This is a genomic window from Oligosphaera ethanolica (genome assembly GCF_030814695.1).
In the GTDB taxonomy this organism is placed as follows: Bacteria; Verrucomicrobiota; Lentisphaeria; order Oligosphaerales; family Oligosphaeraceae; genus Oligosphaera; species Oligosphaera ethanolica.
In genome coordinates this window covers 4,553,788-4,579,785 of the sequence record NZ_JAUSVL010000001.1, presented here as the reverse complement: position 1 = coordinate 4,579,785, position 25,998 = coordinate 4,553,788, and the positions used below count along the sequence as shown (strand labels likewise).

The following is a 25,998-nucleotide window of genomic DNA, read 5'->3' as shown; positions in this document are numbered from 1 at the left end:
TGTTGCCCCCCCAGCAACCAACAACAACCCAAACTCGAATCGATCTGCTTCCATGTACCCCACCGAAGTCATCATCGACCGCAGCGCCCTGCGGCAGAATTTTCGCGCCATTGCGTCGTTGGCTGAGCCCAGCCAACTCGTGCCCGTGATCAAATCCGACGGCTACGGCCACGGCATTGTTGAAGTCGCCAGGGCCTTCGCCGACGCCGGCGCCCGGCAGTTCGCCGTATTCCGCCTGGAAGAAGCGCTGACCCTGCGCCGGGCCGGCATCACCCAGGATCTGTGGATCATGATGGGTCTCCTACCGGAAGAAGCCGAAGAGGCCAACGACGCCGGCTTCCGCATCGCCTGCCCGGACCTCGCCAACGCCCGGATGCTCTCACAGATCGCCACCGCCCGCAAGCGACACTTCGATATCCACGTCAAGGTCGATACCGGCATGGGCCGGCTGGGCATTCTGCCGGAAACAGTGACCGACGCCGTGCGGGAGCTCACCGCCCTACCGGGCTTACGCATCCGCGGCATCTTCTCCCATCTGGCCAACGCTGACAGCCCGGAGCACCCCGTAACCCGCCAGCAGCTCGATTGCTTCCGCACGCTGTTGCCCGTTCTGCCGGACAGTTGTTGCGAGAATCACCTCTGCGCCTCGAGGGCGATCCTCCACCGCTACTTGCCAGAACTGCCCTACATCCGTCCCGGCATCTGCGTTTACGGCGCACCAGAATTCCCCGGCCTACAGCTGGACCTCCGGCCAGCGATGTCCCTGCGCAGCCGCATCATCTCCTGCAAGCCCCTCCCGGCTGGCGCAAATGTCTCCTACAACTGCATCTGCACTCTCAAGCGCCCCTCGCTGGTCGGCGTCCTGCCCGTGGGCTATGCCGACGGCTACCTGCGCGAGCTCTCCAACCGCGGCGAAGCGCTGGTGCGCGGCCACCGCGTGCCCATTCTCGGCACTGTCTGCATGGGCATGGTCATGGTCGATCTCACCGATCTGCCGGACGCACAGGTCGGCGACGAAGCCGTGCTCCTCGGCAAACAGGGCGACCAGGAAATCACCGTCTGGGAACTCTGCGACAAAGCCCACACCATCGCCCACGTCGTCTACTGCGGCATCGGCACCGCCGCCGCCGCCGCCGGCCAACGCCATTACCAAAACTGAGCAACCAAAAGCGTTGGCCGAGCTCACCCCGTACGCAAAGAGACTGGCGCCGGATAAACCGCCGCCAGTCTCTGCGTTTATAGCCACCACCTGCGTTTAGCGAGCGGCAAATTCCTGGATGAGGTCAATGACCGTCCGGTACTCCATCGCCACCGGAAACTGGGGAAATTCGCGGCGGACATTGTCCGACGGCCGGAACAGAATGCCCAGATCGGCTTCGGCCAGCATGGCCGTGTCGTTATAGGAATCGCCCATAGCGACGACGTCGAAGTTGAGCTGTTTGAAGCCAAGGGTCGCGTGCCGCTTGCCATCCTGCAGGCGCATACGATAGCCTACCACTTGGCCGTCGCCAGCAACCTGCAGTGAATTGCAGAAGAGGGTCGGCCAACCGAGTTTGCGCATGAACGGCGAGGCAAATTCGTAGAAAGTATCAGAGAGAATGACGTTCTGGTAGCGCTCCCGCAGCCAGTCCATGTACTCCAGAGCGCCCGGCAGGGGCTCCATGGTGTCGATCACGTCCTGGATGTCTCGCAGGCTCAGGCGGTGCTCATGCAAAATGCCCAGGCGATGCTTCATGAGCTGGTCGTAATCCGATATGTCGCGGGTCGTCAGCCGCAGTTCGGGTATGCCCGTTTTTTCCGCCACTGAAATCCACACCTCCGGAACCAGAACGCCCTCGAGGTCCATCGCCACCAGAACAGGTCTTTTCGCCATTGCTTGCCTTATGTCGTTACTTGCCACCAATAGAATGCATTGTCATTAGCACCGGGCCGCGCCCGGATTCATTTTCTACAGGACTATTATCGTCATCGGCCCGCATCAATAAGGGACGAAGACATTGTGCTCCGCCGCCACCCGCCGAATCTCGCGTTGCAACTGCACGCGGGCCTGCGGCTCAACGATTAGCGTGCGCTCGGCCAATAGATGCAGGATCTTCTGCCCAGCCCACTGCTGAGGCAGCTCCGGCCCCGCAGGCAGGCAGTCCCGATAGCGGCGACGGAATACCAAATCGCGCCTGGCGCCAGATGCGTCGCGTCCCGACAGCGTCAGCACCAGCTCGTCATCCAACGGCCCGAAACGACCGAAAATCAACAGGGTCTCGCGCCGGTACAAATGCGGTATCGCCTTGGGATACAGCTCCTTGCCGACATCACCGGCCGCCATGTACTTCAAGTCGTTGATGATCAAACTCGAATGCGTCGCAATGTAATCAACCAGTTGCGCACGAAAATTCGCCAGCTCGGCCACGTGATAATTGTAGCCGCGATTCAGGTAGCCAAGAAAATCCAGCAGTTCGCGGTTGGCCTCGCTGCCCACGCTGAAGGGATAGATGGACACATTGCCCGGATTGATCCCCACCATCCGCCGCAAAAAGTCGTCGGCTTGATAGATGTTCACCGTCGACTGGCCATCGGAAAGAAGAAAGATGTTCAGCGGCCGGCTCATCTCGCCATTACTGGCCTGCACAAACGGCGCAATGCTGCCAAACACGTCGGTCATGCCGCCGCGACGCAATTTGCGCACGAACTGCTGGCCTTCCTGCACCGGCTGCGCTAGCGCCGGCGCGAAAGACTCAAAGAGCGGCTGAGGACGGTCATTGAAGGCCACGACATTGAATCGGTCCTTGGGATTCAAATACGCCAGCGCCTCAATTACCGCCGACTGAAACTGCTTGAACTTGTCGTTGCTGATACTCAGCGAATGGTCAATGATCAACAACGTGTCCTTGGGAATGTCCCGTAGGGAATCACTCTCCAGTTTCGGCGTGATCGATATCTTGAAATAGCCGCCACCACGCAACGCGTCGTTGTGCACCAACACGTCGACATTGACAAAGGCATCAAAGGGCTGGGACAACTCAATCAAGCCACTTTCAAGATCGCCCGGCATAAACCGCTCGGTCTGCATGGGCGAGGTCGTCGCCAGGAATGGCACCGGCTGATCCAGCTGGCTGCCTGTGCCCTCTGGAATGGCCACATCGGCCTCGCCCAAAGTCGGCACCCGGAATTTGGGTACATTGCCCTGCCGCGCCGCAACACTGTACTCCCCGCCTTGGCTGCTGGTCAAAGGACCGTGCGGCAACAAACTGGGCAACTTCAGATCCGTCACGTCCAACCGATCCAGCTTCGGCGACAAATCAGACGGCCGAGCCTGACGCTCCGGCGGTAAATCCTTGAAGTCGAGTTCGACAATTTTCGGCCGCGGCGCCGTCGCCTCAGGCTCCGGCGGCGCCGAATCCGGCAACTTCGGCGCCAGCACCGCCGGCGCAATGCCCGCAAAGCGCAGCTTGGGCAGCGGCGGTGGCTCCAGCAGCTGTTCTTTCTCCAGAACTTTCCGGATCAACTCAGCGCCCGCCTCGCGAGTGGCATCAGCCAGCGACGGGTCGTCCTGCGGGCGGTTGCGGTCGTCCGGCAGCCGGTTGGACCGCTGGGTGAGGTCGCGAAAGTCAATGACCTGCACCGTCGGCCGTATTGGCGTCTGCTCTTCCTCATGGAACTGCTTGCCCGGTTCCCGGAAGGGTATGCGTCCTAATGCCATGATCACCACGTAGTGAAACAGGCAGGATAACAGCAGAGACGCCAACATGTATTTGTATAGTTTCATGCTCAATCCACGCTCACTCTGGCAACAGCGCCACAGTCTTCGCGCTTGTTTACGAATTCCGCCGCCGCGCAGTACTGAAATAATGTAACACCACAAAGCTAAAAAAGGACCGCAGCCCGCTATATTATCACCCTCAATTTCCGCTCCTTGCCCCCGCCGTCCCCCCCGTCAGGACCACGCCGTCATGCCCGTACCTTCTTCAACCCCCGACGCCGTCAATAGTTCCCTCAACAAGTCCATGTGGACAACCAGCGCGGGCATCTTCGGCAGCCGTATCACCGGCTTGTTGCGCGACATCGTCATGGCCGGCTACTGGGGCGGCACCGGCGTTATGCAGGCAGCCTTCCAGGTGGCCTTTGCCATCCCCAACATGCTCCGCTCGCTCTTCGGCGAAGGCGCTTTCACGGCGGCGTTCGTGCCTATGCTCTCCGCCAAGTCCGCGACGGCCAGTCCGGCGGAGGCGTGGCGCCTGACCGAACGCACCATATCAGCCCAGGCAGTGATTCTGGGCCTCTTCGTCATCCTCGGTTCCATCGCCAGCATGGTCATCCACGCGTTTCTGCCCGCGGACATCGCCGCGCACGTCCGCGTGACCTTTCTGATTTTGCCTCTGCTCATGCCCTACGCGCTGCTGATCTGCATGGTCGGCGCCTTCTCGTCCTTTCTCAACTGCCAGCGCCGTTTTGCGCTGCCGGCCGTCGTGCCGGTGATCTTCAACGTGGTACAGATCGCGACCATCCTGCTGGTCTGCATCCACTGGTCCATCACCGAGCTCACGCCCCTGCTGATATTCTGCGGCAGCATCATCCTCGCAGGTCTGCTGCAGCTGCTCGCCGTCATTGTCGCCTGCCGCCGTCAGGGCTTCATCTTCCATTTCCGCCTGGACTGGCGCGATCCCGACATCAACACCCTCGGCCGCCGCATCGCCCCGGGACTCCTTGGCGCCGGCGTCGCCCAGGTGAACAATCTCATCGACAAGGCCCTGGCCATGATCCTCGGCCCGGCTGCCATCGGCGCCTTGAACTACAGCCAGCACCTCGTCTACCTGCCAACGGGCATCTTCGGCGTCGCCATGAGCGTCGTCTGTCTCCCCAGCCTCTCCCGTGCCTTCGCTCGCAAAGACTACGACGAAATGGCCGGCAGCCTGGATTTTGCCCTGCGACAAATGCTCTTCCTCACCCTGCCCTGCGCCGTGTTCTTCGGCGTGCTCGCCGAGCCGCTCATCCGCATGCTCTTCTTCCGCGGTGCCTTCACTGACGAAGCCGTCCGCGAATGCGCCTGGGCGCTGTATTTCTACCTCCTCGGCCTACCCGCATTCAGCTGCGCCAAGATCGCCGCCAACGCCCACCACGCCCAACAGGACACCACCACGCCCGTCAAAATCGCCCTGATCTGCGTCGCCGTGAACTTGCCACTGAACATCATTCTCATGCTATTCCTCCGCCAAGGCGGCCTGGCGCTGTCAACCAGCATCTGCTCCTGGCTCAACGTCGTGCTGCTGCTGCGCCTGGCGCGACGCTCGCTCCCCGCCTGGGAGCCCATGCGGACCGTCCAGGCCGGCGCGACTCTCGCCGCGCTCACCGGCATCGCCGGCGTCACCGCCTGGGGCGCAGCGCGCGCCATCGCCACCATCGCCTGGCCTGGCGCCTTTTGGACAAACGCCGCCATGACCATCGGCGGCACCGCTGCCGGCGGCCTCTGCTACCTCGCCCTCTGCCTCCTCTGCCGCCGCCACGAACTCAACACCATCTCCGCCATCCTCCACCGCCGGCGACGGCGCTAGCAGCACCATAATCCGAATGATGCCCGGCGGTGATGAAGAGATGTGCCGCTCTTATGGACTCGATGGACTCAATGGACGGCCCGGTCCACCCGGTCCACCCGGTCCATCTCTTTTCCCTCTGCGCCCCCTTCTCTTTTTTCACCGTCGGCCATGGCTTTATTGCCGTCTCGGGATACATTTCATGGTTTATGCACCGCCGCGCCGCGCGACGCCGGCGCTACACGTCCACGTCTCTGCCAACAGGAGTCGCCATGCCCATCTACGAATACAGCTGTCCCGACTGCGGCAACCAGTTCAGCCACCTCCACAAGCGCTTGGGCGAAACCGCCCCGGCCTGCCCGAAATGCCAGGGCGCCAATGCCCGCAAGCGCATCTCGACCTTCAGTGCCCGCGTGGCCGCGCCGGCGTCGGCCTGCGCTGCGGCCGGTAGCTGTCCTGCTGCTGCCGCCAGCGGCCACCAGTGCTGTGCCGGCTGCCGCCATCACTAATTCCGTGTGCCAGGAGTGCGGCCGGCCAACGGGCCCCAGACGGGACTTTATCCATGAGTATTCCACGCATCCTGCCTAACGACCCCCACTGGCTTGACCAGCGGCTGCTGACTGTACACCACAACAACTTCGCCTACCGCGCGGATGTGCCGCCGGACGTCGAACGCTGGAAACGCCGCCGGGACTTCACCCGCAACCAGGTTGCCCTGGCCGCCGGCCTGCGCCCCATGCCCCAGGCCATGCCGCTCAATCCGCGCATCTGGGGCCACACCAGCCACGAAGGCAGCGTCATCGCCAAAATCAGCGTCGAGACACTCCCCGGGCTGGTCCTTACTGGCAATATCTTCTACCCGGAAAAGATCAAGAATCCCGCGCCGGGCATTCTCTGCCCGCACGGCCACTGGCCGCAGGGCCGCATTCACCACGACCAGCGCGGCTCCGTGCCCATGCGCTGCCTCATGCTCGCCCGCCTCGGCTTTGTCGTCCTCTGCTACGACATGATCGGCAAGAACGACAACGACCAGCTGCTGCATGCCTGGCCGCTGGATATCGCCAACGATGCCTACCTCGCGGGCGTCAGCCCCTTCGGCCTGCAGACCTGGAACAGCCTCCGCGCCCTTGATGTCCTCTGCGATCTCCCCGAGGTCGATCCCCGCCGCATCGGCTGCACCGGCACCTCCGGCGGCGCGTCCCAGACCTGGACCGTCGCGCTACTGGACGAACGCATCAAGGTCATCGCCCCCGTCTGCATGCTGTCGTCCCATTTCCAGGGCGGCTGCCAATGCGAAGAAGGACCGTTGCTGCGGCTCTGCGGCGTCACCAGCTTCGACATCCTCGCCGCCATCGCCCCCAGGCCCCTGCTGCTGCCCTCCGTCACCAGCGACTGGACCAACCTCAACCTGCGCTACGAAGTTCAGGAACTGCGCAAGGTCTATGACCTCTTCCACGCCGGCGACGCCATCAAGGCCTTCCAGCTCGACGCGCCACACAATTACAACCAGGAAACCCGCGAACACGTCTACCCCTGGTTCACCCACTGGCTCCTTAATCAGTCCCTCCGCAACGCCATCCCCGAAGACGACGTCGCCGTGCCACCGGCTAACATTCTCCTCCACTGCACAAACCCCGCCGCGCCGACCGAGGAATCCACCCGCCAAGCCATCAGCCAACTCAAAACCGCTTACTGCGCCAACGCCCTGCCGCACCCGCAGGAAAAACGGCAGCTCGCCGACCTGCGCGACCAACAGGTCGCCCTGCTCAGCGATGTCATCAACGACGACCTTGATCTCCACGACGTGGTCGTCCGCGTCACGTGCCCGCAATGGCGCCTCCCGCACGCCAAGGCCGCCGGCCAGCTCATCTCCCGCCGCGAAGAGGGCGATGTCATTCCCGCCATCCGCGTCACGCCAGACGAATGCCGGGACAACACGCCCGTCTGCCTGCTCATCGCCCCCGACGGCAAGCAGGAATTCTTTGACGATGGGCAGCACAGTGCCGTCCTCAACACCGTCACCAAACACGGCTGCCCCGCTCTGACCATCGATCTCATGGGCAGCGGCGACAGCGCCGATATGCCCGCGCGCTCACCACGCAACGAGCAGGACCCGAGTTTTTTCGCCTTCAACCCCAGTCTCTTTTCCATGCGCGTGCAGGACATCCTCACGACGCTCACCCTGCTGCGCGAGGAAGGCACCCGCCCCATCGTCGTCATCGCCATGGGCGAAGCGGCCCGCCCCACCCTCTGCGCCTTGGCGCTAACCACGCCCGTACAGGCCGCAGCGCTACATCTTGGCAGCGTCGGCGACGACAGCGCCGCCTGGCTCGCCCCAGAGGCCTTCCAACCTATGATCCACAAATGCGGCGGCCTCAAAGGCACCATGCTCGCGCTTGCACCACAACAACCGCTCTTTCTCTTCAACCCCGCGCCGGACCTGCGCGACTACGCCGAAAACTGCTACCGCGTCGCCGGTAACCCGCAGGCACTCCGCACCAGCAAGGACAATTTCCTCTCCCTCGTTCTCCAGACGGTCGGCGCCTGACGCCGCCAGCCCAACAATTTGCGTGCCGAACTTCTTTCACATCAACTCGTAACCACAAAGGACAACACATGGACATTGCCTCTCTCAACGCTAAGTACGCCATTCCCGGTCAGGTCGAAATCGTCGCCGGCCGCGGCGGTCTTCCGACCATCAACGTCAACAACAACGCCGCGAAGTCGGAAATCAGCATCATGGGCGGCCACGTCCTGACCTACCAGCCCAAAGGCGAAGACGAGATGCTCTGGCTCAGCAAAAAATCTGATTTTGCCGACGGCCTGCCCATCCGCGGCGGCATTCCCATCTGCTGGCCCTGGTTTGGCCCCCACCCGACGGACAAGAGCCAGCCCCTCCACGGCTTCGTCCGCACCATGATGTGGGACATCTGCTCCATCTGCGCGCCTACGCCGGAACGCACCATCGTCGTCCTCGTCATCAAAGACAACGACCATACCCGCGCCATCTGGAACTTCCCCTTCAAGCTCGAACTGGAAGTCAGCATCGGCGAACGCCTTGAAGTAACTCTCCGCACCTACAATTCGGGTTGCACGCCCTTCCACATCACCCAGGGCATCCACACCTACTTCGGCGTCAAAGACGTCAGCGCCATCACCATCCACGGCTTCGACGGCGTGAGCTACTTCAATAAGGTCGGCGGCGCCAACAATACCCTCATCCAGCAGGGCCCCATCAAAGTCGATAAGGAAATCGACGCGGTGTTCCTCAACTGCGCCGGCGCCGCCGAACTCGAAGATCACGCCGGCAAACGCCACATCCGCATCGACAAGGAGGGCAGCAACTCCGCCGTCGTCTGGAATCCCTGGATCGAACGCTCGAAGAATCTGCCCGGCTACGAGCCGACCTCCTACCAGACCATGGTCTGCATCGAAACTTGCAACGCCCTCGCCGACGGCCGCGATATCGCCCCCGGCGGTACCCACGCCCTCAAAGCCAATATCTCCCGCCTGTAAGCAATAACACCACCTTTGCCAACCGGGCCGCCACCACCGCAGCGGCGCGCCCGGCCATCACCTAGGAAAGACCACCATGAAAATTGCCGTCAGTGAATTGGTCGCCGCCCCAGCCAGTCTGTCCATGGCCGATTTCATGCAGAAGGCCAAAGACTGCGGCTACGATGGCGTCGAACTTAGTCTCCGCCCCAAAGACGACGTGCCCCTGAACTATCGCAGCAGCGACGCCGATCTGGCCGCCTTCGTGCAACAAGCTCGCGCCCTCAACCTGGACATTCCCTCCATCACCATCTCCACCGGCAAGGGCAATCTCCTCGATAGCGGCAGCGAAGCCCAGGACTGCATCGACCAGACGCTCTGGGGCCTGGAATGCGCCAGCAAACTCGGCGCCGCCGTCGCCCTCCACACCCTCGGCCGTTTCAGCGCCGACCTCTTCTACGAAGACGCCTACAACAACGCCGTCGCCAACCTGAAGAAAATCGCCATCAGCGCCGCAAAACTCAAAGTCACCCTCGCCGTCGAATTCATCTGGAACGGCTTCCTCTTCAGCCCCCTGGAAATGCGCCGCTTCCTCGACGAAGTCGGCAGCCCCTACGTCGGTTTCTATTTCGACCCGGGTAACATGGCCGTCTTCCAGTTCCCGCAGCACTGGGTCCGCGCACTGGGCAAACGCGTCCGCCACGTCCACCTCAAAGACTGGCAGGGCAATGCTCTCAATGGCAAGTGGACGCCGCTCACCCAAGGCGCCGTCAATTTCCCCGCCGTCATGCACGAACTGCGCAACGCCGGCTACGCCGGACCGCTGGTCAGCGAAGTGCCCGAAAGCCTCGCGCCTTGGCAAGACACCGCCGCCGCTATGCGCAAAATCGCCGACCTGTAACCCACAGGACAATACCAGAACCACCAAGGGCAACCCGCCAGAGCACATACTCAGGCCACAGGTGACGACGGGTTGCCCAGAATAGCCAGATATTGCCCGATTCTCGGCCCAAGCAGTCCGAGCAACAAACTGCTCGGACTGAAGCGGACGAATCACGTGACCGAGCAAGTTTCGCTCGGAGAGCCGCACGATGAATTTTCCCAAGTGGGATGGAACGCTCGCAGGGCGCCACAAATGGGAATATGTCAACCGCCTCGACTTGCTCCAGGAGGGCGCCACGAGGATTCACCGCGGCTAGACATCAATACCGATCATAACCAGCGGTACCGCCGGCACTCCCCGTCCCTGCCGAAGAACGTTGTAGAGCTCACCCTCATAATATCCCGGGCCAGAACTCATCTGTGCCTGCAGGGATTTCATGGGCAAGATTTCAATCCCGACATCAATTTTGTCGCTAACAAAAAAAGCCAGATGTTTGACAAACAAGTCATAGGCGACAAAAGCGTACTTGCCAAACTGCACTTCCATCGCCACGCGTTCTTTGACAAAGTCAGTCTGGTTGTAACTCAGGATGGGAACATGTCCGTTATCCTCAATATGCCGCTTTTGATCATCGGGTGGCATGGTTAGGGTCTGCTGAATCAATTTCCGGTCACTGGTCACCCAATAGTTGACGCGACTTTCATCCCAAGATCGAGCAGACAGTCTTATCTTGAATTGCCGGTTCATTTCAACCGGACTGTACAGAAGCCTATCACGACTGCGCTTCTCCTTTGAAACTTTGATCTTGCATTGCTCGCCGTCAATATCACGAATGACGTCTTGGATTTCCTTCCAGAGTTTTCGTTTATGAACAAGGAGGAACTCCCAGCCGTTCAAATGGGAATACGTCTCAACGATCTTCATGCAACGCCTCACATCAAAGTTCTGGAGGAAGGAAATCATCTGCCAGCAGCCAAGGGCCATTCACAGGTTTTATCCCAGCACCGGGCTCATATTTCGGCTTGTTCATGGGGCGCACCTTCAACGTGCCGTCAAAGGCGGCGCGAATGCGTGTTCTGGCGATGTCCACATACTTAGGCTCAATTTCGGCACCAGCGCCGCGCCTGCCGTGCCGGATCGCCGCGATGATGGACGTGCCGGTGCCCACAAAGGGATCAAACACCCAGTCGCCTTCGTTGCTCATGGACAGCACAAGGCGTTCAATGAGCTCGACAGGAAATTGGCAGGGATGGTCCGTCTTCTCAACATGATTGTTTTTGACGTTTGGAATATCCCAGATGTCGCCTGGATTCTTACCCAGTGGGTTGCAGGAATATTGACCGGCCTTGGGGCCCTTGAAATACTTTTTACCGGGGTATTTTTGCGGCACGCGAACTGGATCAAGGTTGAATATATAGTTGTCCGTTTTCCGAGTAAACCAGAGGATGGTTTCGTATCTGCCGGAGAAACGGTTTGAACAGTGCAGGCCGTGTTCAAAACTCCAGATGATCCGGTTGCGCATGACCAGATCAAGAGCATTGAAGATCGGGTACAGGGCAATGTCCAACGGGATGATGGCACCATTCGCGACATAATTACCCACTTCCCAGCACAGACTGCCGTTATCCGCCAATACCCGCACACATTCTCGAATCACCTGCTCCTGAAATTGGATATAGTCTTGCAGCTGGCGTTTCTTCTCGTATTCTTTTCCAATGTTATAGGGTGGAGATGTCACCACCAGTTGAATGCTGCGATCTGGTATCTGCTTGAGTAAATCAAGACAGTGACCACAAAACAATACCGAATCGGCATCAAGACCGAAGGTCTCCGATATATCACCAGTATTGCTGAATAAATCTATGTTTTTCATGGCACCCAATCATCGTTCACGTTTCCATCCTCAAAGACGAAGTTTACTATAAGCCAATAATTAATTGGCGATTGAAAACACCTTCATAGCATCTGACAATTACTGCTCACTTCCATGAGGGAACGGAGCCATCTCGGTGTGCCTCACGGTGCCAGTTCGAGGTAGCCGACGGAGTCGCAGTCGGTGCTGTCACCGTGGGTGGCCAGCCACATGACGAAGTGGTTGCTGGCCGTGCGGCGCACGGTCACATTGGCCCAGACACGGTCGCCGGCCGAGAAGGCCATGGCCTTGAGCGGCACGGCCCAGCGGCAGCTCCAGGCCGCGTCCTCGACCTTCGCACTGTACAAGGTGCCGGCCGCAAGATCGTCAGCCGGCTGCTGGCTGCCATTGCCGACGATCTTGAACACGGTCTTCGCGCCGGACGTGAAACCGCGGAGGACGTACGTGTCGGCGTTGGGGCCGTCAGCACCCTTGAAGGACAGCTCGACGGCATCGTTGCCGGCCCAGCCATCGCCGAGAGAGCGCTTCTCCGCCAGAGGGGTCGCGACGGTCACGTAGAGCATGGTGCCATCGTGCGAGAAACGCGCCTGCGCTGGCGGCTTGACCTTCTCGCCGCTGTAGTTGTAGGCCAATTCCATGACCTCGCTGCTCGGACTGCTGCCGCGCGGGACTTTCAGCGTCGGCGTCGGCCGGGCCTTGATCTTCGCCGCGGCGCTGACTTCGGCGGCCTTGCCATCATGCGGCAGCACCACCTGGTCAATGCGCCGCGCCACGGGCCAACTCGCCCGCCGCGGATCCTTGTACAAGCCGATCTTCTGTACTGGTATGGGCTCGAAACCGATGGCTGCGACGGCTTCCGGGTCCTTAAAACGAAGGTCGGTAATGCGGCCATACTTGTCCCGGCGCAGCTGCGCGAAATCCTTGTCGTCCTCGTGGACGATATTGTCCTCGACGGTCTGCAGATGCAGCGTCTGTTTGTTAAGGGAGTCCCATGGGCCGCCGCTGTGCACATTGCGTGCAAAGACATTGCGCTTGGGCACGCCGGGATCATCGTCGAGCACATTCACCAGTTCGGGGTAGGCCTTCGCCCATAGCTCGCCCTGGTAGGGCATGGCATGCAGCGCCTTGTGAATGGAGCTGGTCGTGTCGTCCGTGAATTTCTTCTGCCAGCCCATGCCGCGATTGTCCAAATGGGCCGAACGATGCGAGTCAATGAAGACATTGTTGAGCACCTTGTTGTCGTCACCGCCACCGATAAACACCGGCTTGTTGCAGCGATAAAAGATGTTGCCGTAGATCGTGTGGCCACAATGCTGATCGTCAAGGTAGATGGTCATTCCGCCGAAGCTACTGGAGCCCATGATGTTGTGCCAGAAATTATAGAGGAGGATATTTCCGCGCTGCGTCCAGTCGCGCCCGACGTAGTAGGCGCCGGCATCGCCGCTTTCGTAGACGACGTTATGCACCTCATTGAATTCCAGTATGTGGTTGTTGCCCGGGGCGGACAAGGCCATGTGCGGGCCGTGATGCACTAGGTTGTGCGCCATACGATTGCCGCAGCCCGACACCGTGATGCCGGTCTTGTACGTCCGCGCCCGCCGCGAATAGTCATGGACGTGGTTGTTCTCGACGTTGTTCTCGCCAGCCGTGAGGGTCGTGCGATCGCCGCCGTTGACGTGAATGCCGCCCTCGCCGGTGTCGAAGACATCACAGCCGTAGACCTCGTTATGGCTGCCGTTCATGCTGATGGCGTTGAAGGCCGTGGCACGAATGGTGCAACCGACGACCGCACAGCCGACCGCGTTGTCAAAATGGAGCGCGCGACCACGCACGCCATCAAACTCAATGCCTTCAAAGCGCAGATAGGAGCAGTCCTTGGCGCTGATCAAGCCGCTGGCCAGGGTTAATTCCGTGGCACCGCTGGCGTGGGGCGGAATGAAGTAGATCAAGCCGGCTTCGCGATCAAGGTAGTACTCGCCGGGTTTTTCCAGCTCAGAGAGCAGGTTGAGGGCGTACCAGCGCACGCGGCCGGGGCTGATCTTGTCCGCGTAGGGCTTGTACTGCACGGCGCGTTGCAGGCGTTCGTTGGCCGGATCCAGGCCCACAATGGGCTCGTAAGCCTCGGCCCAGTCAACATGCCAGTAGGAGAAAATCCACGGGTCTTTTTCAGCAACCCAGCGGGCCATGCGGCCCTCGCTGTTGACCTGCACCCACTCGTTCTTCTCATCCGCGTCGTCCACGCCAAGCCAGCCGGTCTTAGGCCAGCGGGACAAAGCCATGGGCACACGGTCACAGAGCAGTTCGGCTTCAGAGAGCTGGCTGGCCTTGCCAAAGCCCCGCGGCGTCAACTGGCCGTAATCCGTAATGCCCTGCTCCTGTAGATTCGCTACCAGCACCTGTTTGCGCGCCGCTTCAGGCAACTGTGCCAGCACGGCCTTGTCCGTGACCTTTTGCCAGTCGGCGATGGGCACTGCGCCCGTGAAACGTACGCGGGCGCCCTTGGCGGCACGGTAGATCACCGGTGCGTCCTCACTGCCGCCATCGCGTTTTTCGAACAGCGTCGGTTCCGTAAAGCGGTACGTCCCCTCGGCAAATTCAATCACGATCGGGCCGCTCATGATGGCGCGGCTCTTGCGCAGATAATCCCGGGCGCCAGCCAGGGTCGCCATGGGCTGGTGCTTCATGCCGAGGCGACCGTCGTCGCCATCCGGCGCAACGTAAATCGCCGGCGAAACAGCAAACATCGATTCGTCAGCGTGCCGGCCGCTCTGACAGCCGCACAGGCCCGCCAAAGCCATCGTCACAAACAGTGCTTTTTTCATGGTTGGTCAATCCTCCGGTAAAAGTGATTGTTAGTCGTCCAAGATGCTGATTTACGTGAAAAATGTGCTCATGGCGTCAGTTCGAGGAAGCCGACGCGTTCGCAGTGGGTGCTGTCGCCGTGCGTGGGGCGCCACATGATGAACTCGCCGGTGCCACTGCGCCGCACGGTCACATTCGCCCGCAGGCGGTCACCCGCCGCCACGCCCAACAGCGACAGCGGCAGCGACCACTCGCTGCGCCAGGACGAGGCCGTCACCCCGGCACGATGCGTCGCGGCACCCGCCGCTTCGCCCGCGACTTTCTGGCCGGCACGTATCACAAAGTGCTCGAAGGCGCCCGTGCCATAGCCGCGGAAGACGTGCACATCGTCATTGGCACCATCCGACGCCATCAGCGACAACTCCACCGCGTCCGACGGCCCCCATTTCTCGCCTAGATCACGCTTCGCCGGCAAGGGACTCTCCACCAGCACGCGCAACACCGCGCCGTCGTGCGCAAAGCGCGCCGACGCCGCCGGCTCCGCCACCACACCATCAAAATTTACCGACAAGACCATCAGCTCGCTCGCCGGCGTCGCGCCACGCGGCACCACCAGCGTCGGCAGCTTGGACAAGTTCGCCATCTTCTTGGCCGGCCCTGCGGACTTCTTGGCCTCGCCGGAACCGATTTTAACCAGGTCGATGCGGCGCTGCATCGGCCAGTTTGCCCGGCGCACATCGCGCTGCAGGCCCATTTTCTCGTAGGGAATGGGCTCGAAGTTGATGGCCTTAAGCTCGGCCTCGTCCTTGAAGGTGATGCCGCTGATACGGCCGAGACTGTCTTTCCTGAGCGTGATCCAGCTAGGGTCGTCGTCATAGACCACATTGCGTTCCACGGTCTGGAACTCCAGCGTGCCGCGATGGACGTCGTACCACAAGCCGCCGCTGCTGACATTGCGGGTGAAGACATTGCGCTTCGGCACACCAGGATCGTCGGCGAGGATATTCACCAGTTGCGGGTATGCCTTGGCCCACAGCTCGCTCTGGTAGGGCATAGCCCGCAGACGCGTGCGCAGCTCGCCCTGCTCGTTATCCGTCGCAGCTTTTTGCCACCCCATGCCGCGGTTATCCAAGTGCGCCGCTTTCCAGCAGTTGACGAAGATATTGTTGTCCACCACGTTGTCATCGCCGCCGCCGATGAACACCGCCTGATTGCAGTTCTCGAAGATATTGCCGAAGATGGTATGACCGCTGTGCTGGTCGTCCAGGTAAATGGTCATGCCGCCGTAAGTGCTGCTGCCCTTGATATTATGCCAGTAGTTGTAGCGCAGGATGTTCCCGCGTTGCGTCCAATCGCGACCGACGTAATAAGCGCCGGCGTCGCCGCTTTCCTGCACGGTATTGTGTATTTCGTTGTATTCGACGATGTGGTTGTTGCCGCTGGCCGATATCGCCATGTGCGGGCCGTGATGCACCAGGTTGTGCGCCAGGCGATTGCCGCAGCCGCTCACGGACACGCCAGGGCGGTAGCAGCGAGTGCGCCGTGAATAATGGTGGACGTGATTGTTCTCGATGTTGTTGTGACCATCCGTGAGAGTCTTGCGGTCGCCGCCACTGGCGCTGATGCCACCCTCGCCCGTCTCGTACACGTCGCAGCCGTACACCGTGTGATGCGAGCCACTCATGGCCACCGCACTGTGACCGGCATTGCGCAGAAAACAGCCGACCACCTGGCAGTACTGCCCGCCACTGATGGACAGCAGCGTGCCGCGCGTCGCCTCCATGGTGAAGCCATCAAACAACACGTAGGAAAGGTCCTTGCCGCGAATTATCCCCTCGGACAGCGACAACACCGCGTCACCGCCCTCATGCGGCGGCACGAAATACAGCTTACCCTCCTCGCGGTCAAGATAGTAGTCGCCGGGTGCGGACAGCTCGCTGAAGAGATTGAAGGCGTACCAACGCGTCCGCGCCGGTGTCAGTCCGTAATGGGGTTTCTGGGCGGGATCGCGCAGAATCTCGTCTGCTTTGTCGCCAAAGCCCACGATAGGCTCGAAGAGGTCCGCCCAGTCGTGATGCCAGTAGGCGAGAATCCACGGCTCCTTCTCGTCTCGCCAGCGGGCGACGCGCCCCTCGGCATCCAGCACCACACGGTTGTTGCCGTCGTCCTTGGCGAGAGCTTTGCGAAAGCCCTCCTTGGGCCAGCGGGCCAGCGTCATGGGCTTGGCGTCGTAAAAAAACTCGGCCTCCGCCAATGGCTTACCTTTGGTCTGACCGCGCACGCCGAGTTTGCCGTAGTCGGCAATGCCCTGCGCCCGCAGGTCCGCCACGAGCACCTTGCCGCGGGCTTCCTCTGGCAGCCGCGCCAGCAAAGCCGCGTCAGTCAGTGGCTGGAAGTCCCTCACCGGTACGCCACCACTCAAGATCACCTCGGCACCGTGCATGGCGCGGTAGATGACACAGGCGTCCACGCGACCGGAGTCCGCTGCCTCGAACTGCACCGGCCGCGCAAAACGATAGGTGCCGGCCATGAACTCAATGACAATGGTGCCGACATGGCCGCTGTCACGCAGCGCCCTGGCACGCAGGCGGGCGCCATCTAAGCTGGCCAGTGGCGCGCCGAAGCTGCCGTCAGCGGCGTCGTTACCCGTAGGACTCACATAGATATCGGCAATCATAGCGGCATGGAAGGTCTTACGTACCCACCCGTGATTGGCCTGCCCCTGCAAACACCCGACACCAAGCGCCAACATCGCCAGCGCTACCAGGGCATTCCGACTATGATAGTTCATCTGCAGACTCCTTTGCTTACATGGATGAATATGCCGTCCTGACCACGCCAGCGCTGACCAGCGGCCTTACCGGCGCAACCCGCCGGCGCGTGACGGCAGTCAATATGCAAGCCTAGTGTCCGCGTTCAGTTTTTCAAATGCTGGCGGAGATAATCCACGATTTTCTGCGCGGTTTCCATGCCGATGCCCGCCGCGCCGGCGGCGAGTTCCTCAGGCGTTAGCCGCGCCATGGCGCGCACGGAACCAAAAGTCTGCAGCAGCTGTTGGCGGCGGACGGCGCCGATGCCGGGAATGTCCGACAGAATGGAGTCCACAATGCGCTTGTTGCGCAATTCGCGGTGGTAGCCGTTGGCGAAGCGGTGCGCTTCGTCGCGAATGGCCTGCAGCAATTTCAACGCCGCGCCATCGCGCGCCAGCGCCAACGGCTCGTCCCGGCCGGGCAGTATCACTAGTTCGTCGCGCTTGGCCAGCCCGAGCATGGGCAACGGCGGCATGCCGATTTCCGCGAAAACCCGCAGCGCCGCATTGAGCTGGCCCTGGCCGCCGTCGAGGATGATCAGATCCGGCAGCGGCAGACTTTCCCGCAGGAGGCGCCCGTAGCGGCGGGTGAGCACTTCGGACATATAAGCCGTGTCGTCCGCGGCGGCTTCCGAGCGGATGCGGAAGCGCCGGTAATCCGCGCTGGCTGGTCGGCCATTGCGAAAACACACCATGCTGCCCACCGCCATGCGGCCAGAGATATTCGACATGTCGAAACACTCCATGACCAGCGGCGGCATGGCCAAACCCAGCGCCTCCTGCAGGGCCTCGACAGATGCCATATCCGCCGGCTGCGAACGCCGCGCGATGGTCTGGCTGCGAAAACGCCGTGTGGGCTCCAACACGACCTTGAGGTTGCTGATCATGTCCCGCAGCGCCGCCGCTTCCTCGTACCTCATCTCAGCGGCAAGGGCCTGCATTTCGACGCTGAGCTCGGCGACCATTGCGCCGGCGGCGCCCTCGCCGCGCAGCACGGCCAGCACTTCGTCAAAACGCGCGCGGTACTCCTCCGGCGAAATGGCGCCGATGCAGGGACTGCTGCACTCGCGCAGCACGTGCTCCAGGCAGTGCCGGCGCGTCTCTTCGTTGGGCTCCGTCGCCAGGCAGCTGCGCAAATGCCAGCGCTTGGTGAGAAATTCGATGGTCGCGCGCAGTGCCGCCGCCTGTGGAAAGGGCCCGAAGTACAGGCAGTTGTCGTCCCGCCGGATGCGCGCCACGCCCAGCCGCGGATAGGTCTCGCTCATGTCAATGCAGATGTGCAGGAAACGCTTGTCGTCGCGCAACAGCACGTTGTAGCGGGGGGTGTACTCCTTGATAAAGCGCTCTTCGAGCAGCAGCGCCTCCGAGTCGGAGGACACTTGGAAAACCTCGTAGGACGCGATGCTATGAATCAGCGCCCGCCGCCGCGGATCGCTGCGCATGATGCCCGAGGGTCGGAAGTACGAGCTCATGCGTGAGCGCAGATTTCGCGCCTTGCCCACGTAGATCACCTCGCCCGCGCGATTGCGATAGACGTACACGCCCGGCTCGCGCGGCACGTCCTGCGAACGAAAAATGGGCTGGGCTGGCTGTTCCGTCATGTCACCACTATCCTCATGCGCCACGGAGCATCGCCCCGCCACGCCAGTTGTTCATTTCCAGCCGCCCGCACATGGCGGGCCGGCATTTGGCATATAAAGTAAGACCCACCGCCGGCCCGGACAACCCGCGCCGCCCGGCTCGCACGCACTTTGACCGGCCCTTCCCCCTACAGGTGGCATCAGCATGGCAGAATCCGACGGCATCAGCCAACTTCTCTCCGCCAGCGACCTCGCGCGGCTCAGCCGGCTGCACCTCAGTTCCCGCTTCACCGTGGAGGGGTCCATCGCCGGCGCCCACCGCAGCCAGCTCAAAGGCGTCAGTGTCGAATTCGCCGATTATCGCCAATACGTAGCCGGCGACGACCCGAAGCACATCGACTGGCGCGTCTTCGGCCGCAATGAACGGCTGTACCTGCGCCAATACGAGGAAGAAACCAGCCTGCGCGTGCATCTCATCGTCGACGGCTCCAATTCCATGTCCTACGCGCACGGCAAGGTCAGCAAATACCGCTTCGCGGCGTCCTGCGCCGCCGCGCTGGCCTACATCACCGTCCACCAGCAGGACGCCGTCGGCCTGGCGCTCTTCGATGAAAGCTGCCGCGCGGTCATCCCGCCCCACGGCGGCGCCGAGCAGCTGCGCATCATCTGCCGGCAGCTCGCCCAACACCAGCCCGCTGCCAAAACCGACATGGCCGCGACCCTGCATCACCTCGCCGAACAGGCCAAACGCCGTGGCGTCGTCATCATCTTCAGCGATCTCTTCGACGACTGCGACAAACTCAAGGCCGCCCTCGCCCATTTCCGTCGCCGCCGCCATGACGTAATCGTTTACCAGGTCCTCGACCGCGCTGAACTCGACTTCCCTTTCCGCGAAGTCGGCGCCTTCGAAGACCTCGAAAGCGGCGAACGCATCGTCACCTCCCCCAAAGACATCCGCGCCAGCTACCAGGAGGCCATAGAGGAATTTCTCTACCGCTGCCGACAGGTCTGCGCCGGCCTGGACGTCGAGCACGTCATGGCCCTCAGCGACCAAGAGCCCGTCGATCTCGTGGTCAGACACCTCCACCAACGGGCACTGGCCGGACGCTGAATACGACGGGCGCCGCACAAACGACACGGCGCCGACGCGCTTGTGCAACGCGCCGGCGCCGACTTGATCACTACATACGTCAGCGGACCTCGTATTTGTACTCGCCGTCGCGATAGTCCACGTGTATGGCCCGGCCTTCGCCGAGTTCGCCCGCGATGAGCTTGCGCGAAATCGGCGTTTCGAGCTGCCGCGTAATCACCCGCTTCAGCGGCCGCGCACCATACACGGGGTCGTAGCCCTCGTCGGCCAGGGCCACCCGCGCCGCGTCGCTGACCTCCAGGCCGATGCGCTGCGCTGCCAACCGCGCTTTGAAGTCCCGCAACTGCAGGGTGACGATGTCCAAGATGTGCCGAGCGTCCAGGCGATGGAAGACCACCACGTCGTCCACGCGGTTGAGGAATTCCGGCCGGAACATCCCGCGCAGCTCATTCATCACCCGTTCGCGCATGGCCTCGTAGTCGCCGCCGGCGAAATCGACAATGTCCTTGCTGCCGATGTTCGAGGTCATGATGATGATGGTGTTCTTGAAGTCCACCACTCGGCCATGCGAGTCGGTCAGCCGGCCGTCGTCTAGCACCTGCAGCAGGACGTTAAAGACGTCCGGGTGGGCCTTTTCGATCTCATCGAACAAGAGTACGCAGTAGGGCCGGCGCCGTACGGCCTCAGTCAGCTGGCCGCCCTCGTCATGACCAATGTAGCCGGGAGGCGCGCCAATGAGTCGCGACACCGAGTACTTCTCCATGTACTCGGACATATCGATGCGTACCATCGCGCGCTCGTCGTCAAACATCGCGGCCGCGAGGGTCTTGGCCAGCTCGGTCTTGCCTACGCCAGTCGGGCCCAGGAAGATGAAACTGCCATTGGGCCGCCGCGGGTCCTTCAAGCCCGCTCGGGCGCGCAGAATCGCTTCCGCGACAGCCTGCACGGCCTCGTCCTGGCCGACCACGCGTTCGTGGAGCTGTTCGTCCAGCCGCAACAACTTCTCGCGCTCGCCTTCCATGAGCTTCGCCACGGGGATGTGCGTCCAGCGGCTGATGATATCAGCAATGTCCTCTTCGTCGACTTCTTCCTTCAGCAGCCGCTCGCCATCTTTCTGTTGCACCCGCGCTTCGGCATCCCGCATCTGCTGTTCCAGGCCCGGAATGGTGCCGTACTTGAGTTCGGAAGCCCTACCGAGATCGCCTTCGCGCTCGGCCTTGGCCATGCTGCTCTTGGCCAGCTCCATGGCTTCCTTCAACTCGCGAATCTTGGCAATGCCGCCCTTTTCAGCTTCCCAGCGCGCCTGCAGCGCGCCGGCTTTCTCCCGCAGGGCGCCCAGCTCCTTCTCAAGCTTCTCGGCGCGTTCCCGCGAGGCATCGTCCTTTTCTTTGCGCAGGCCCGTGAGTTCGATTTCCACCTGCATCTTGCGGCGCATGGCTTCGTCGAGCTCAACGGGGCTGCTGTCGATCTCCGTGCGTAGTTTCGCTGCAGCCTCGTCAATCAAGTCGATGGCCTTGTCCGGCAGAAAGCGGTCGGAGATGTAACGGTCGGACAGCACGGCGGCGCTCACCAGCGCGGCATCACGAATGCTCACGCCGTGGTGGATTTCGTAGCGCTCGCGCAGACCACGCAGTATGGAGATGGTGTCTTCCACGCTGGGCTGTTCCACTAGTACGGTCTGGAAACGGCGCTCCAGCGCGGCGTCCTTCTCGATGTGCTTGCGGTACTCGTTGAGCGTGGTCGCACCAACGCAATGCAGCTCGCCCCGCGCCAGCATCGGCTTGAGCAGATTGCCGGCGTCCATGGCGCCTTCAGCCGCGCCGGCACCGACGACCGTGTGCAACTCGTCAATGAAGAGAATGACCTCGCCTTTCGCCGATGTCACTTCCTTGAGCACGGCCTTCAGCCGCTCCTCAAATTCACCGCGGTACTTCGCGCCGGCGATCAGCGCGCCCATGTCCAGCGCGATCAGTCGGCGGTTCTTCAAGCCCTCCGGCACGTCGCCATTGGTGATGCGCAACGCCAGGCCCTCGACAATCGCCGTCTTGCCCACGCCGGGCTCGCCAATCAGCACCGGGTTGTTCTTCGTGCGCCGGGACAAAATCTGCACCACGCGACGAATCTCTTCGTCGCGGCCAATCACCGGATCGAGCTTGTCCTGCGCCGCCAGCGCGGTCAGGTCCTTGCCGTACTTCTCGAGCGCTTGGAAGGTCGCTTCCGGCGTCGCCGATGTCACCCGCTGGTTGCCGCGCACGCTCTGCAATGCCTGCATAAGGCTGTCATCGCTGACGCCATGGCGCTTCAGGATTGCCGCAGCCTCGCGGCCCTTGCTGACAATGCCGTAGAGCAAATGCTCGACGCTGATGTACTCGTCCTTGAGCTGGCCGGCCTTCTCTTCGGCGACCTGCAATATCTTCGCGCCGTCGCGACCCATATAGACCTGCGTGACGCCGTCGCCAGTCACCTGCGGAATGCGCGCCAAGGCCTGGTCGATCTCCTGATTGACCTGCTTGGGATCCTGCTTCATCTTCTGCAACAATGCCGACGCCATGCCCTCGCTGTCTTTGAGCAGGGCCGCCAACAGATGCAGATCCGTCAACTCCTGGTGATTCATGGTCGCCGCAATCTGCTGCGCCACACCCAGAGCCTCACGGGATTTCTCGGTAAACTTGTCGTAATTCATCGCTGTCCTCCTTGGCCCGCTCGCGCTAGGCCGGTTATGTAATGTACTGCAACATGTCATGCTCTATTCAGCAGAAAACATGCCAAGGAGAAAAATAGGCTGCACTACCCACGCGCTACCCACGCGCTACCCACGCGCCACGCGACCTCGCCGCACAACTGCGCCATTTTGGCACAGCCTCAGCCTTACGGCCGTCACAGTGGGACGACCGTAAGGCTTCACTCCCGCAAACCCTCATCGCGTTGGCATTTGAGCGCTGAAAGCGCGAACTATGACAGCCCAGGGCAAGCGACGCCGAAGGCGGAGCGCCGAAGGCGGAGCGCCGAAGGCGGAGCGCCGAAGGCGGAGCGCCGCCCTGGGTAACGCGCATCTTTTGTTCGTGTTCCTCTGCCTCTTTGGCTCCAGTCGGCGAAGCTGACTGGAGCCAAAGAGGCAATGGAACCCCATATAACGTCTTGCCCGTCATGTGCATAACGACCTTCGCAGTGTTGTTAGGTCGCCCTTTGTATAGTGGCGTCATTGACACCTGTGTGTCGATAGCCACTGCGATTTTCCCCGTAATTCTCTTGGGAGAACCAAGTAACAAGGAGCGGCAAATGGCTACGTATAAGTATCAAAGAGGTTATCCACGAGACGCCCTATGCATAGTCTCTATGCGTCCTGAAGGTTGTGGTACCTCTTTCTTTTTTCCGGTGTATGTTCTCTTCTCTTCTCTTCTCTTCTGCCTTTGGAGTCGTGTTATCAGGCGCTTTTTTGTGTTTCGCACACAAAAAAGCACGGCCGTGCCTGCCTGTGGCCCATGAGTAACTATTCAGTTCCTCAGCCTGAAGATTAGGCGGCACGACCGTTACCGTGCAGTGCAATAATGGCCGTATTCACCATCTTTGGGGAAACTCCCCGCATAGACAAGGTTGGCCTTGCACGCACACTTCCAACACTATAGCAGCAAGCGGAGAAGTAAGCCATGCTTAGCGAACATATAATCTGGGTCGGTCTTGATGTCGGCAAAAGAGATACCGTCTGCGCCATAGACTGGCTTGACGATAACCAGGAATTGAACAGGAACAAGGGGTTGACCTCCCTGGCGGTCAAGCACATCACCAACACGCGTGAAGGCGTGAAAGATTTCTTCACCTGGTTGAAGGCGAATCAAAAGCATATTGAGGAACGGCTGCATCCGCAGCGCAAGGTTGTGTACCGGCTGGTGATGGAATCGACGGGATGTTATTCATACCGTCTGATCAAACAGTTAAAGGCGGCGAAGCCCGATAGTTATATTGCGCTCATCAATCCAGCCAAAGTGCCTGCCTTCAAGAAGTTCAACGATATCGAAAGCAAGACGGACAAGCTGGACGCCCAATGCCTGGCGAGGTTGGGTACCACGCAAAAGCCGGACGCCATGTATGAAATGCCGGCAGACTACGCGGGGCTCAAGCGTTTAACCAGAATGAATGCCAGTTTGACCAAAATAAGCACGATACTCAAGAATCAGCTGACGAACCTGGATGATCCGGGCGAACGTCAGATTTTTCAAAATCTGTTGAAGAGCGTGGAAGAACAACTGGACGGTCTCGTGGTGAAAATAAGGGAATACCTGCGGAGCCACGCCGCCCTGCAGGAACGCGTCACCAAGCTGGATTCGATTCCCGGGATAGGAATGATCATAGCGGCTACTCTCATCGCCGAATACGGGCCGGAAGACCGTTTCCAAAACATCCGGCAGGTCGTGAGCTTTGCCGGCATGAACCCGAAGAACAAGTGTTCCGGCACGTCTGTGAAATCCACCCGCTTGTCCAAGCAAGGAGCGCCGGTCATAAGGCAGATGCTCTACATGGCCACCCTCACCGCCCAAGCGAGAATACCCATCTTGGAGCGTTTGACGAATCTTACCCCCATGCAGAAGCGCTGCGCCGTCATGCGCAAGTTGCTGATGATCTGCTGGTCGGTGCTATGCGGCACGGAAAATTACAAGGAGTATCAGCCTTCAAGCAAGAAGTTGGTTCCCTATGAAGCACCGGCAACAACCAAACGTCGGATTAAGCGGGAAAGAAAAAAAAGGAGTTTTTCACCCGAAAATGACGCTGATTGAGTTGACAAAAGCATACCATCTACAGAGCTCTTTTCGGGTGGGACTTTTACCCAGGGCGACGCGCCCTGCGGGCGCTTGCCCTGGACTATCTTAGGCCGCGCCTTCGGTGCTCAAAACCTCGGCGAATGATCTTGTGCATGGTTACCAATCAACACATGGACGGCGATTGCCGCATGCTATGTGAAGAGCATTGCTCCTATGAAATCCGCTGCCTGGTTAGCCACCTATGTGTAATGACTGGGCGGCGGCGGGCCGTGGGTTTCCTGCAAATTGTCCCCGGTGTTTTCCCCACCGGGGTGGTTACTGACCGATTCCGGGGCGCAAATCATTTTTTCGGCCCCGTCTTTGACAGCGTGAGATCTGGCATTATGGTGATGCCGTTGTTTTCAAATCATAAAACATGGTTTTCAGATATGAAAAATACCATCCCTGCCGTTGAGAAGGCCATGGCCACGCTGGTGCTACTGGCCAGCGCGCGTAATGGCGCGTCGCAGGCGGCGTTGCAGCAGGGCACAGCGACGACGGCGAGCACGGCCTACCGCATCTTGCAGACCTTTCTGAAGCACGACTGGGTCCGCAAACGCCAGGATGGCCATTACGAACTGAGCCACGGCCTGCTGCCCCTGTTGCTGGCCTTCCGTCAGCGCCTGGAGCATTTTGACCATGCTCAGGGCATCCTTGACCGCCTGGCCAGCGAGAACGACATCGCCTGCAAACTCTCCATCCGCCAGGACAATGAACAGCTCACGCTACTGCGCGCCGAACCCGACGCCCCCATAGCGCTTACGGGCCGTAGCGGCTCGCGTTTCCCGCTGATTGAGGGCACAGTCGGCGCCGCCCTGCTCTCGCGGGAAGACGACGAGCGCATCGCCGAGCTGATCCACGACTGCCCCACGGCCATCGCCGAAAAAGAGCAGCCCGAACTGGTCTTTAATGCCGTCCGCGATATCCGTCGCCGCGGCTACGCGGTGAACATCCGCAAGAACCGCTGGAACATCGCCGCGATGTCCGCACCAGTCAGCAATGCCGACGGCGCGGTCATTGCCGCCCTGACGATCATTGGCCTCGAAGCGGATTTCCAGGGGAAGAAGCGCCAGGCGCTGGCGCGCTGTCTGTTACACGCCGCGGCCGAGTGCCGCGACTCTGTCGCCTTGACCTGACAACCTCCA

Annotated in this window: 17 protein-coding genes; 9 read left to right on the top strand and 8 right to left on the bottom strand. The window is 60.9% G+C overall.

The genetic code is table 11. From position 1 onward, the window contains the following. Window positions 1-52 precede the first annotated feature (52 nt). Window positions 53-1,159, top strand: a complete 1,107-nt coding sequence (alr, locus tag J3R75_RS16090) for an alanine racemase (protein ID WP_307263668.1) — start codon at window positions 53-55, stop codon at window positions 1,157-1,159. Window positions 1,160-1,255: 96 nt separating this feature from the next. On the opposite strand, the gene thrH is transcribed toward alr, so the two are convergent. Together thrH and J3R75_RS16080 are read right to left on the bottom strand one after the other, a co-directional pair. Then, window positions 1,256-1,873 carry a bifunctional phosphoserine phosphatase/homoserine phosphotransferase ThrH gene (gene thrH, locus J3R75_RS16085; RefSeq protein WP_307263665.1) on the bottom strand — a complete coding sequence of 206 codons (618 nt, stop codon included), beginning with the start codon at window positions 1,871-1,873 and terminating at the stop codon, window positions 1,256-1,258. A gap of 105 nt (window positions 1,874-1,978) precedes the next feature. Beyond that, window positions 1,979-3,763: a VWA domain-containing protein gene (locus J3R75_RS16080; protein WP_307263662.1), complete on the bottom strand. Its 1,785-nt coding sequence runs from the start codon at window positions 3,761-3,763 to the stop codon at window positions 1,979-1,981. 184 nt (window positions 3,764-3,947) lie between these two features. Here J3R75_RS16080 and murJ point away from each other — a divergent pair, with 184 nt between their 5' ends. The 5 genes from murJ to J3R75_RS16055 all read left to right on the top strand — a co-directional run bounded on the left by murJ (window position 3,948) and on the right by J3R75_RS16055 (window position 9,921). Continuing rightward, on the top strand, window positions 3,948-5,546 hold the full coding sequence (gene murJ, locus J3R75_RS16075; protein WP_307263659.1) for a murein biosynthesis integral membrane protein MurJ: 1,599 nt from the start codon (window positions 3,948-3,950) through the stop codon (window positions 5,544-5,546). Between the two features lie 251 nt (window positions 5,547-5,797). Next, on the top strand, window positions 5,798-6,034 hold the full coding sequence (locus J3R75_RS16070) for an FmdB family zinc ribbon protein (RefSeq protein WP_307263657.1): 237 nt from the start codon (window positions 5,798-5,800) through the stop codon (window positions 6,032-6,034). Window positions 6,035-6,087: 53 nt separating this feature from the next. Further along, a complete protein-coding gene (locus tag J3R75_RS16065; protein ID WP_307263654.1) occupies window positions 6,088-8,073 on the top strand; it encodes an alpha/beta hydrolase family protein in 1,986 nt (661 codons plus the stop codon). A 68-nt stretch (window positions 8,074-8,141) separates the two neighbouring features. Further along, complete coding sequence (locus tag J3R75_RS16060) at window positions 8,142-9,041, top strand: D-hexose-6-phosphate mutarotase (RefSeq protein ID WP_307263651.1); 900 nt, start codon at window positions 8,142-8,144, stop codon at window positions 9,039-9,041. A 76-nt stretch (window positions 9,042-9,117) separates the two neighbouring features. Continuing rightward, window positions 9,118-9,921 carry a sugar phosphate isomerase/epimerase family protein gene (locus J3R75_RS16055; protein ID WP_307263649.1) on the top strand — a complete coding sequence of 268 codons (804 nt, stop codon included), beginning with the start codon at window positions 9,118-9,120 and terminating at the stop codon, window positions 9,919-9,921. Between the two features lie 294 nt (window positions 9,922-10,215). Here the strand turns inward: J3R75_RS16055 and J3R75_RS16050 are convergent, their stop codons facing one another. From J3R75_RS16050 to J3R75_RS16030, 5 genes are all read right to left on the bottom strand, one after another. Then, a complete protein-coding gene (locus J3R75_RS16050; RefSeq protein ID WP_307263646.1) occupies window positions 10,216-10,827 on the bottom strand; it encodes a BglII/BstYI family type II restriction endonuclease in 612 nt (203 codons plus the stop codon). Between the two features lie 13 nt (window positions 10,828-10,840). Beyond that, window positions 10,841-11,776 (bottom strand): DNA-methyltransferase, encoded by a 936-nt coding sequence (locus tag J3R75_RS16045; RefSeq protein ID WP_307263644.1) that lies wholly within the window; start codon window positions 11,774-11,776, stop codon window positions 10,841-10,843. Window positions 11,777-11,919: 143 nt separating this feature from the next. Further along, window positions 11,920-14,598, bottom strand: coding sequence for a right-handed parallel beta-helix repeat-containing protein (locus J3R75_RS16040; RefSeq protein ID WP_307263642.1), 2,679 nt, complete (start codon window positions 14,596-14,598; stop codon window positions 11,920-11,922). A gap of 68 nt (window positions 14,599-14,666) precedes the next feature. Continuing rightward, window positions 14,667-17,369: a right-handed parallel beta-helix repeat-containing protein gene (locus tag J3R75_RS16035; RefSeq protein ID WP_307263639.1), complete on the bottom strand. Its 2,703-nt coding sequence runs from the start codon at window positions 17,367-17,369 to the stop codon at window positions 14,667-14,669. Between the two features lie 125 nt (window positions 17,370-17,494). Then, the gene (locus J3R75_RS16030) at window positions 17,495-18,988 is read right to left on the bottom strand and encodes an excinuclease ABC subunit UvrC (protein WP_307263636.1); all 1,494 of its coding nucleotides are present in this window, start codon (window positions 18,986-18,988) and stop codon (window positions 17,495-17,497) included. 184 nt (window positions 18,989-19,172) lie between these two features. Between J3R75_RS16030 and J3R75_RS16025 the strand changes: the two genes are divergently transcribed. Then, the gene (locus J3R75_RS16025) at window positions 19,173-20,078 is read left to right on the top strand and encodes a DUF58 domain-containing protein (RefSeq protein ID WP_307263634.1); all 906 of its coding nucleotides are present in this window, start codon (window positions 19,173-19,175) and stop codon (window positions 20,076-20,078) included. Window positions 20,079-20,157: 79 nt separating this feature from the next. Here the strand turns inward: J3R75_RS16025 and clpB are convergent, their stop codons facing one another. After that, a complete protein-coding gene (gene clpB, locus J3R75_RS16020) occupies window positions 20,158-22,740 on the bottom strand; it encodes an ATP-dependent chaperone ClpB (RefSeq protein ID WP_307263632.1) in 2,583 nt (860 codons plus the stop codon). A gap of 964 nt (window positions 22,741-23,704) precedes the next feature. On the opposite strand from clpB, the gene J3R75_RS16015 reads away from it, so the two are divergent. Further along, window positions 23,705-24,829, top strand: coding sequence for an IS110 family RNA-guided transposase (locus J3R75_RS16015; RefSeq protein ID WP_307263629.1), 1,125 nt, complete (start codon window positions 23,705-23,707; stop codon window positions 24,827-24,829). 413 nt (window positions 24,830-25,242) lie between these two features. Next, window positions 25,243-25,989 carry an IclR family transcriptional regulator gene (locus tag J3R75_RS16010; RefSeq protein WP_307263626.1) on the top strand — a complete coding sequence of 249 codons (747 nt, stop codon included), beginning with the start codon at window positions 25,243-25,245 and terminating at the stop codon, window positions 25,987-25,989. Window positions 25,990-25,998 lie beyond the last annotated feature (9 nt).

What these genes read in the sequence shown, in the direction of transcription:
- alr (WP_307263668.1), top strand. Translation starts at nt 53, where the DNA reads ATGTACCCCACCGAAGTCATCATCGACCGCAGCGCCCTGCGGCAGAAT.
- thrH (WP_307263665.1), bottom strand. Translation starts at nt 1,873, where the DNA reads ATGGCGAAAAGACCTGTTCTGGTGGCGATGGACCTCGAGGGCGTTCTG.
- J3R75_RS16080 (WP_307263662.1), bottom strand. Translation starts at nt 3,763, where the DNA reads ATGAAACTATACAAATACATGTTGGCGTCTCTGCTGTTATCCTGCCTG.
- murJ (WP_307263659.1), top strand. Translation starts at nt 3,948, where the DNA reads ATGCCCGTACCTTCTTCAACCCCCGACGCCGTCAATAGTTCCCTCAAC.
- J3R75_RS16070 (WP_307263657.1), top strand. Translation starts at nt 5,798, where the DNA reads ATGCCCATCTACGAATACAGCTGTCCCGACTGCGGCAACCAGTTCAGC.
- J3R75_RS16065 (WP_307263654.1), top strand. Translation starts at nt 6,088, where the DNA reads ATGAGTATTCCACGCATCCTGCCTAACGACCCCCACTGGCTTGACCAG.
- J3R75_RS16060 (WP_307263651.1), top strand. Translation starts at nt 8,142, where the DNA reads ATGGACATTGCCTCTCTCAACGCTAAGTACGCCATTCCCGGTCAGGTC.
- J3R75_RS16055 (WP_307263649.1), top strand. Translation starts at nt 9,118, where the DNA reads ATGAAAATTGCCGTCAGTGAATTGGTCGCCGCCCCAGCCAGTCTGTCC.
- J3R75_RS16050 (WP_307263646.1), bottom strand. Translation starts at nt 10,827, where the DNA reads ATGAAGATCGTTGAGACGTATTCCCATTTGAACGGCTGGGAGTTCCTC.
- J3R75_RS16045 (WP_307263644.1), bottom strand. Translation starts at nt 11,776, where the DNA reads ATGAAAAACATAGATTTATTCAGCAATACTGGTGATATATCGGAGACC.
- J3R75_RS16040 (WP_307263642.1), bottom strand. Translation starts at nt 14,598, where the DNA reads ATGAAAAAAGCACTGTTTGTGACGATGGCTTTGGCGGGCCTGTGCGGC.
- J3R75_RS16035 (WP_307263639.1), bottom strand. Translation starts at nt 17,369, where the DNA reads ATGAACTATCATAGTCGGAATGCCCTGGTAGCGCTGGCGATGTTGGCG.
- J3R75_RS16030 (WP_307263636.1), bottom strand. Translation starts at nt 18,988, where the DNA reads ATGACGGAACAGCCAGCCCAGCCCATTTTTCGTTCGCAGGACGTGCCG.
- J3R75_RS16025 (WP_307263634.1), top strand. Translation starts at nt 19,173, where the DNA reads ATGGCAGAATCCGACGGCATCAGCCAACTTCTCTCCGCCAGCGACCTC.
- clpB (WP_307263632.1), bottom strand. Translation starts at nt 22,740, where the DNA reads ATGAATTACGACAAGTTTACCGAGAAATCCCGTGAGGCTCTGGGTGTG.
- J3R75_RS16015 (WP_307263629.1), top strand. Translation starts at nt 23,705, where the DNA reads ATGCTTAGCGAACATATAATCTGGGTCGGTCTTGATGTCGGCAAAAGA.
- J3R75_RS16010 (WP_307263626.1), top strand. Translation starts at nt 25,243, where the DNA reads ATGAAAAATACCATCCCTGCCGTTGAGAAGGCCATGGCCACGCTGGTG.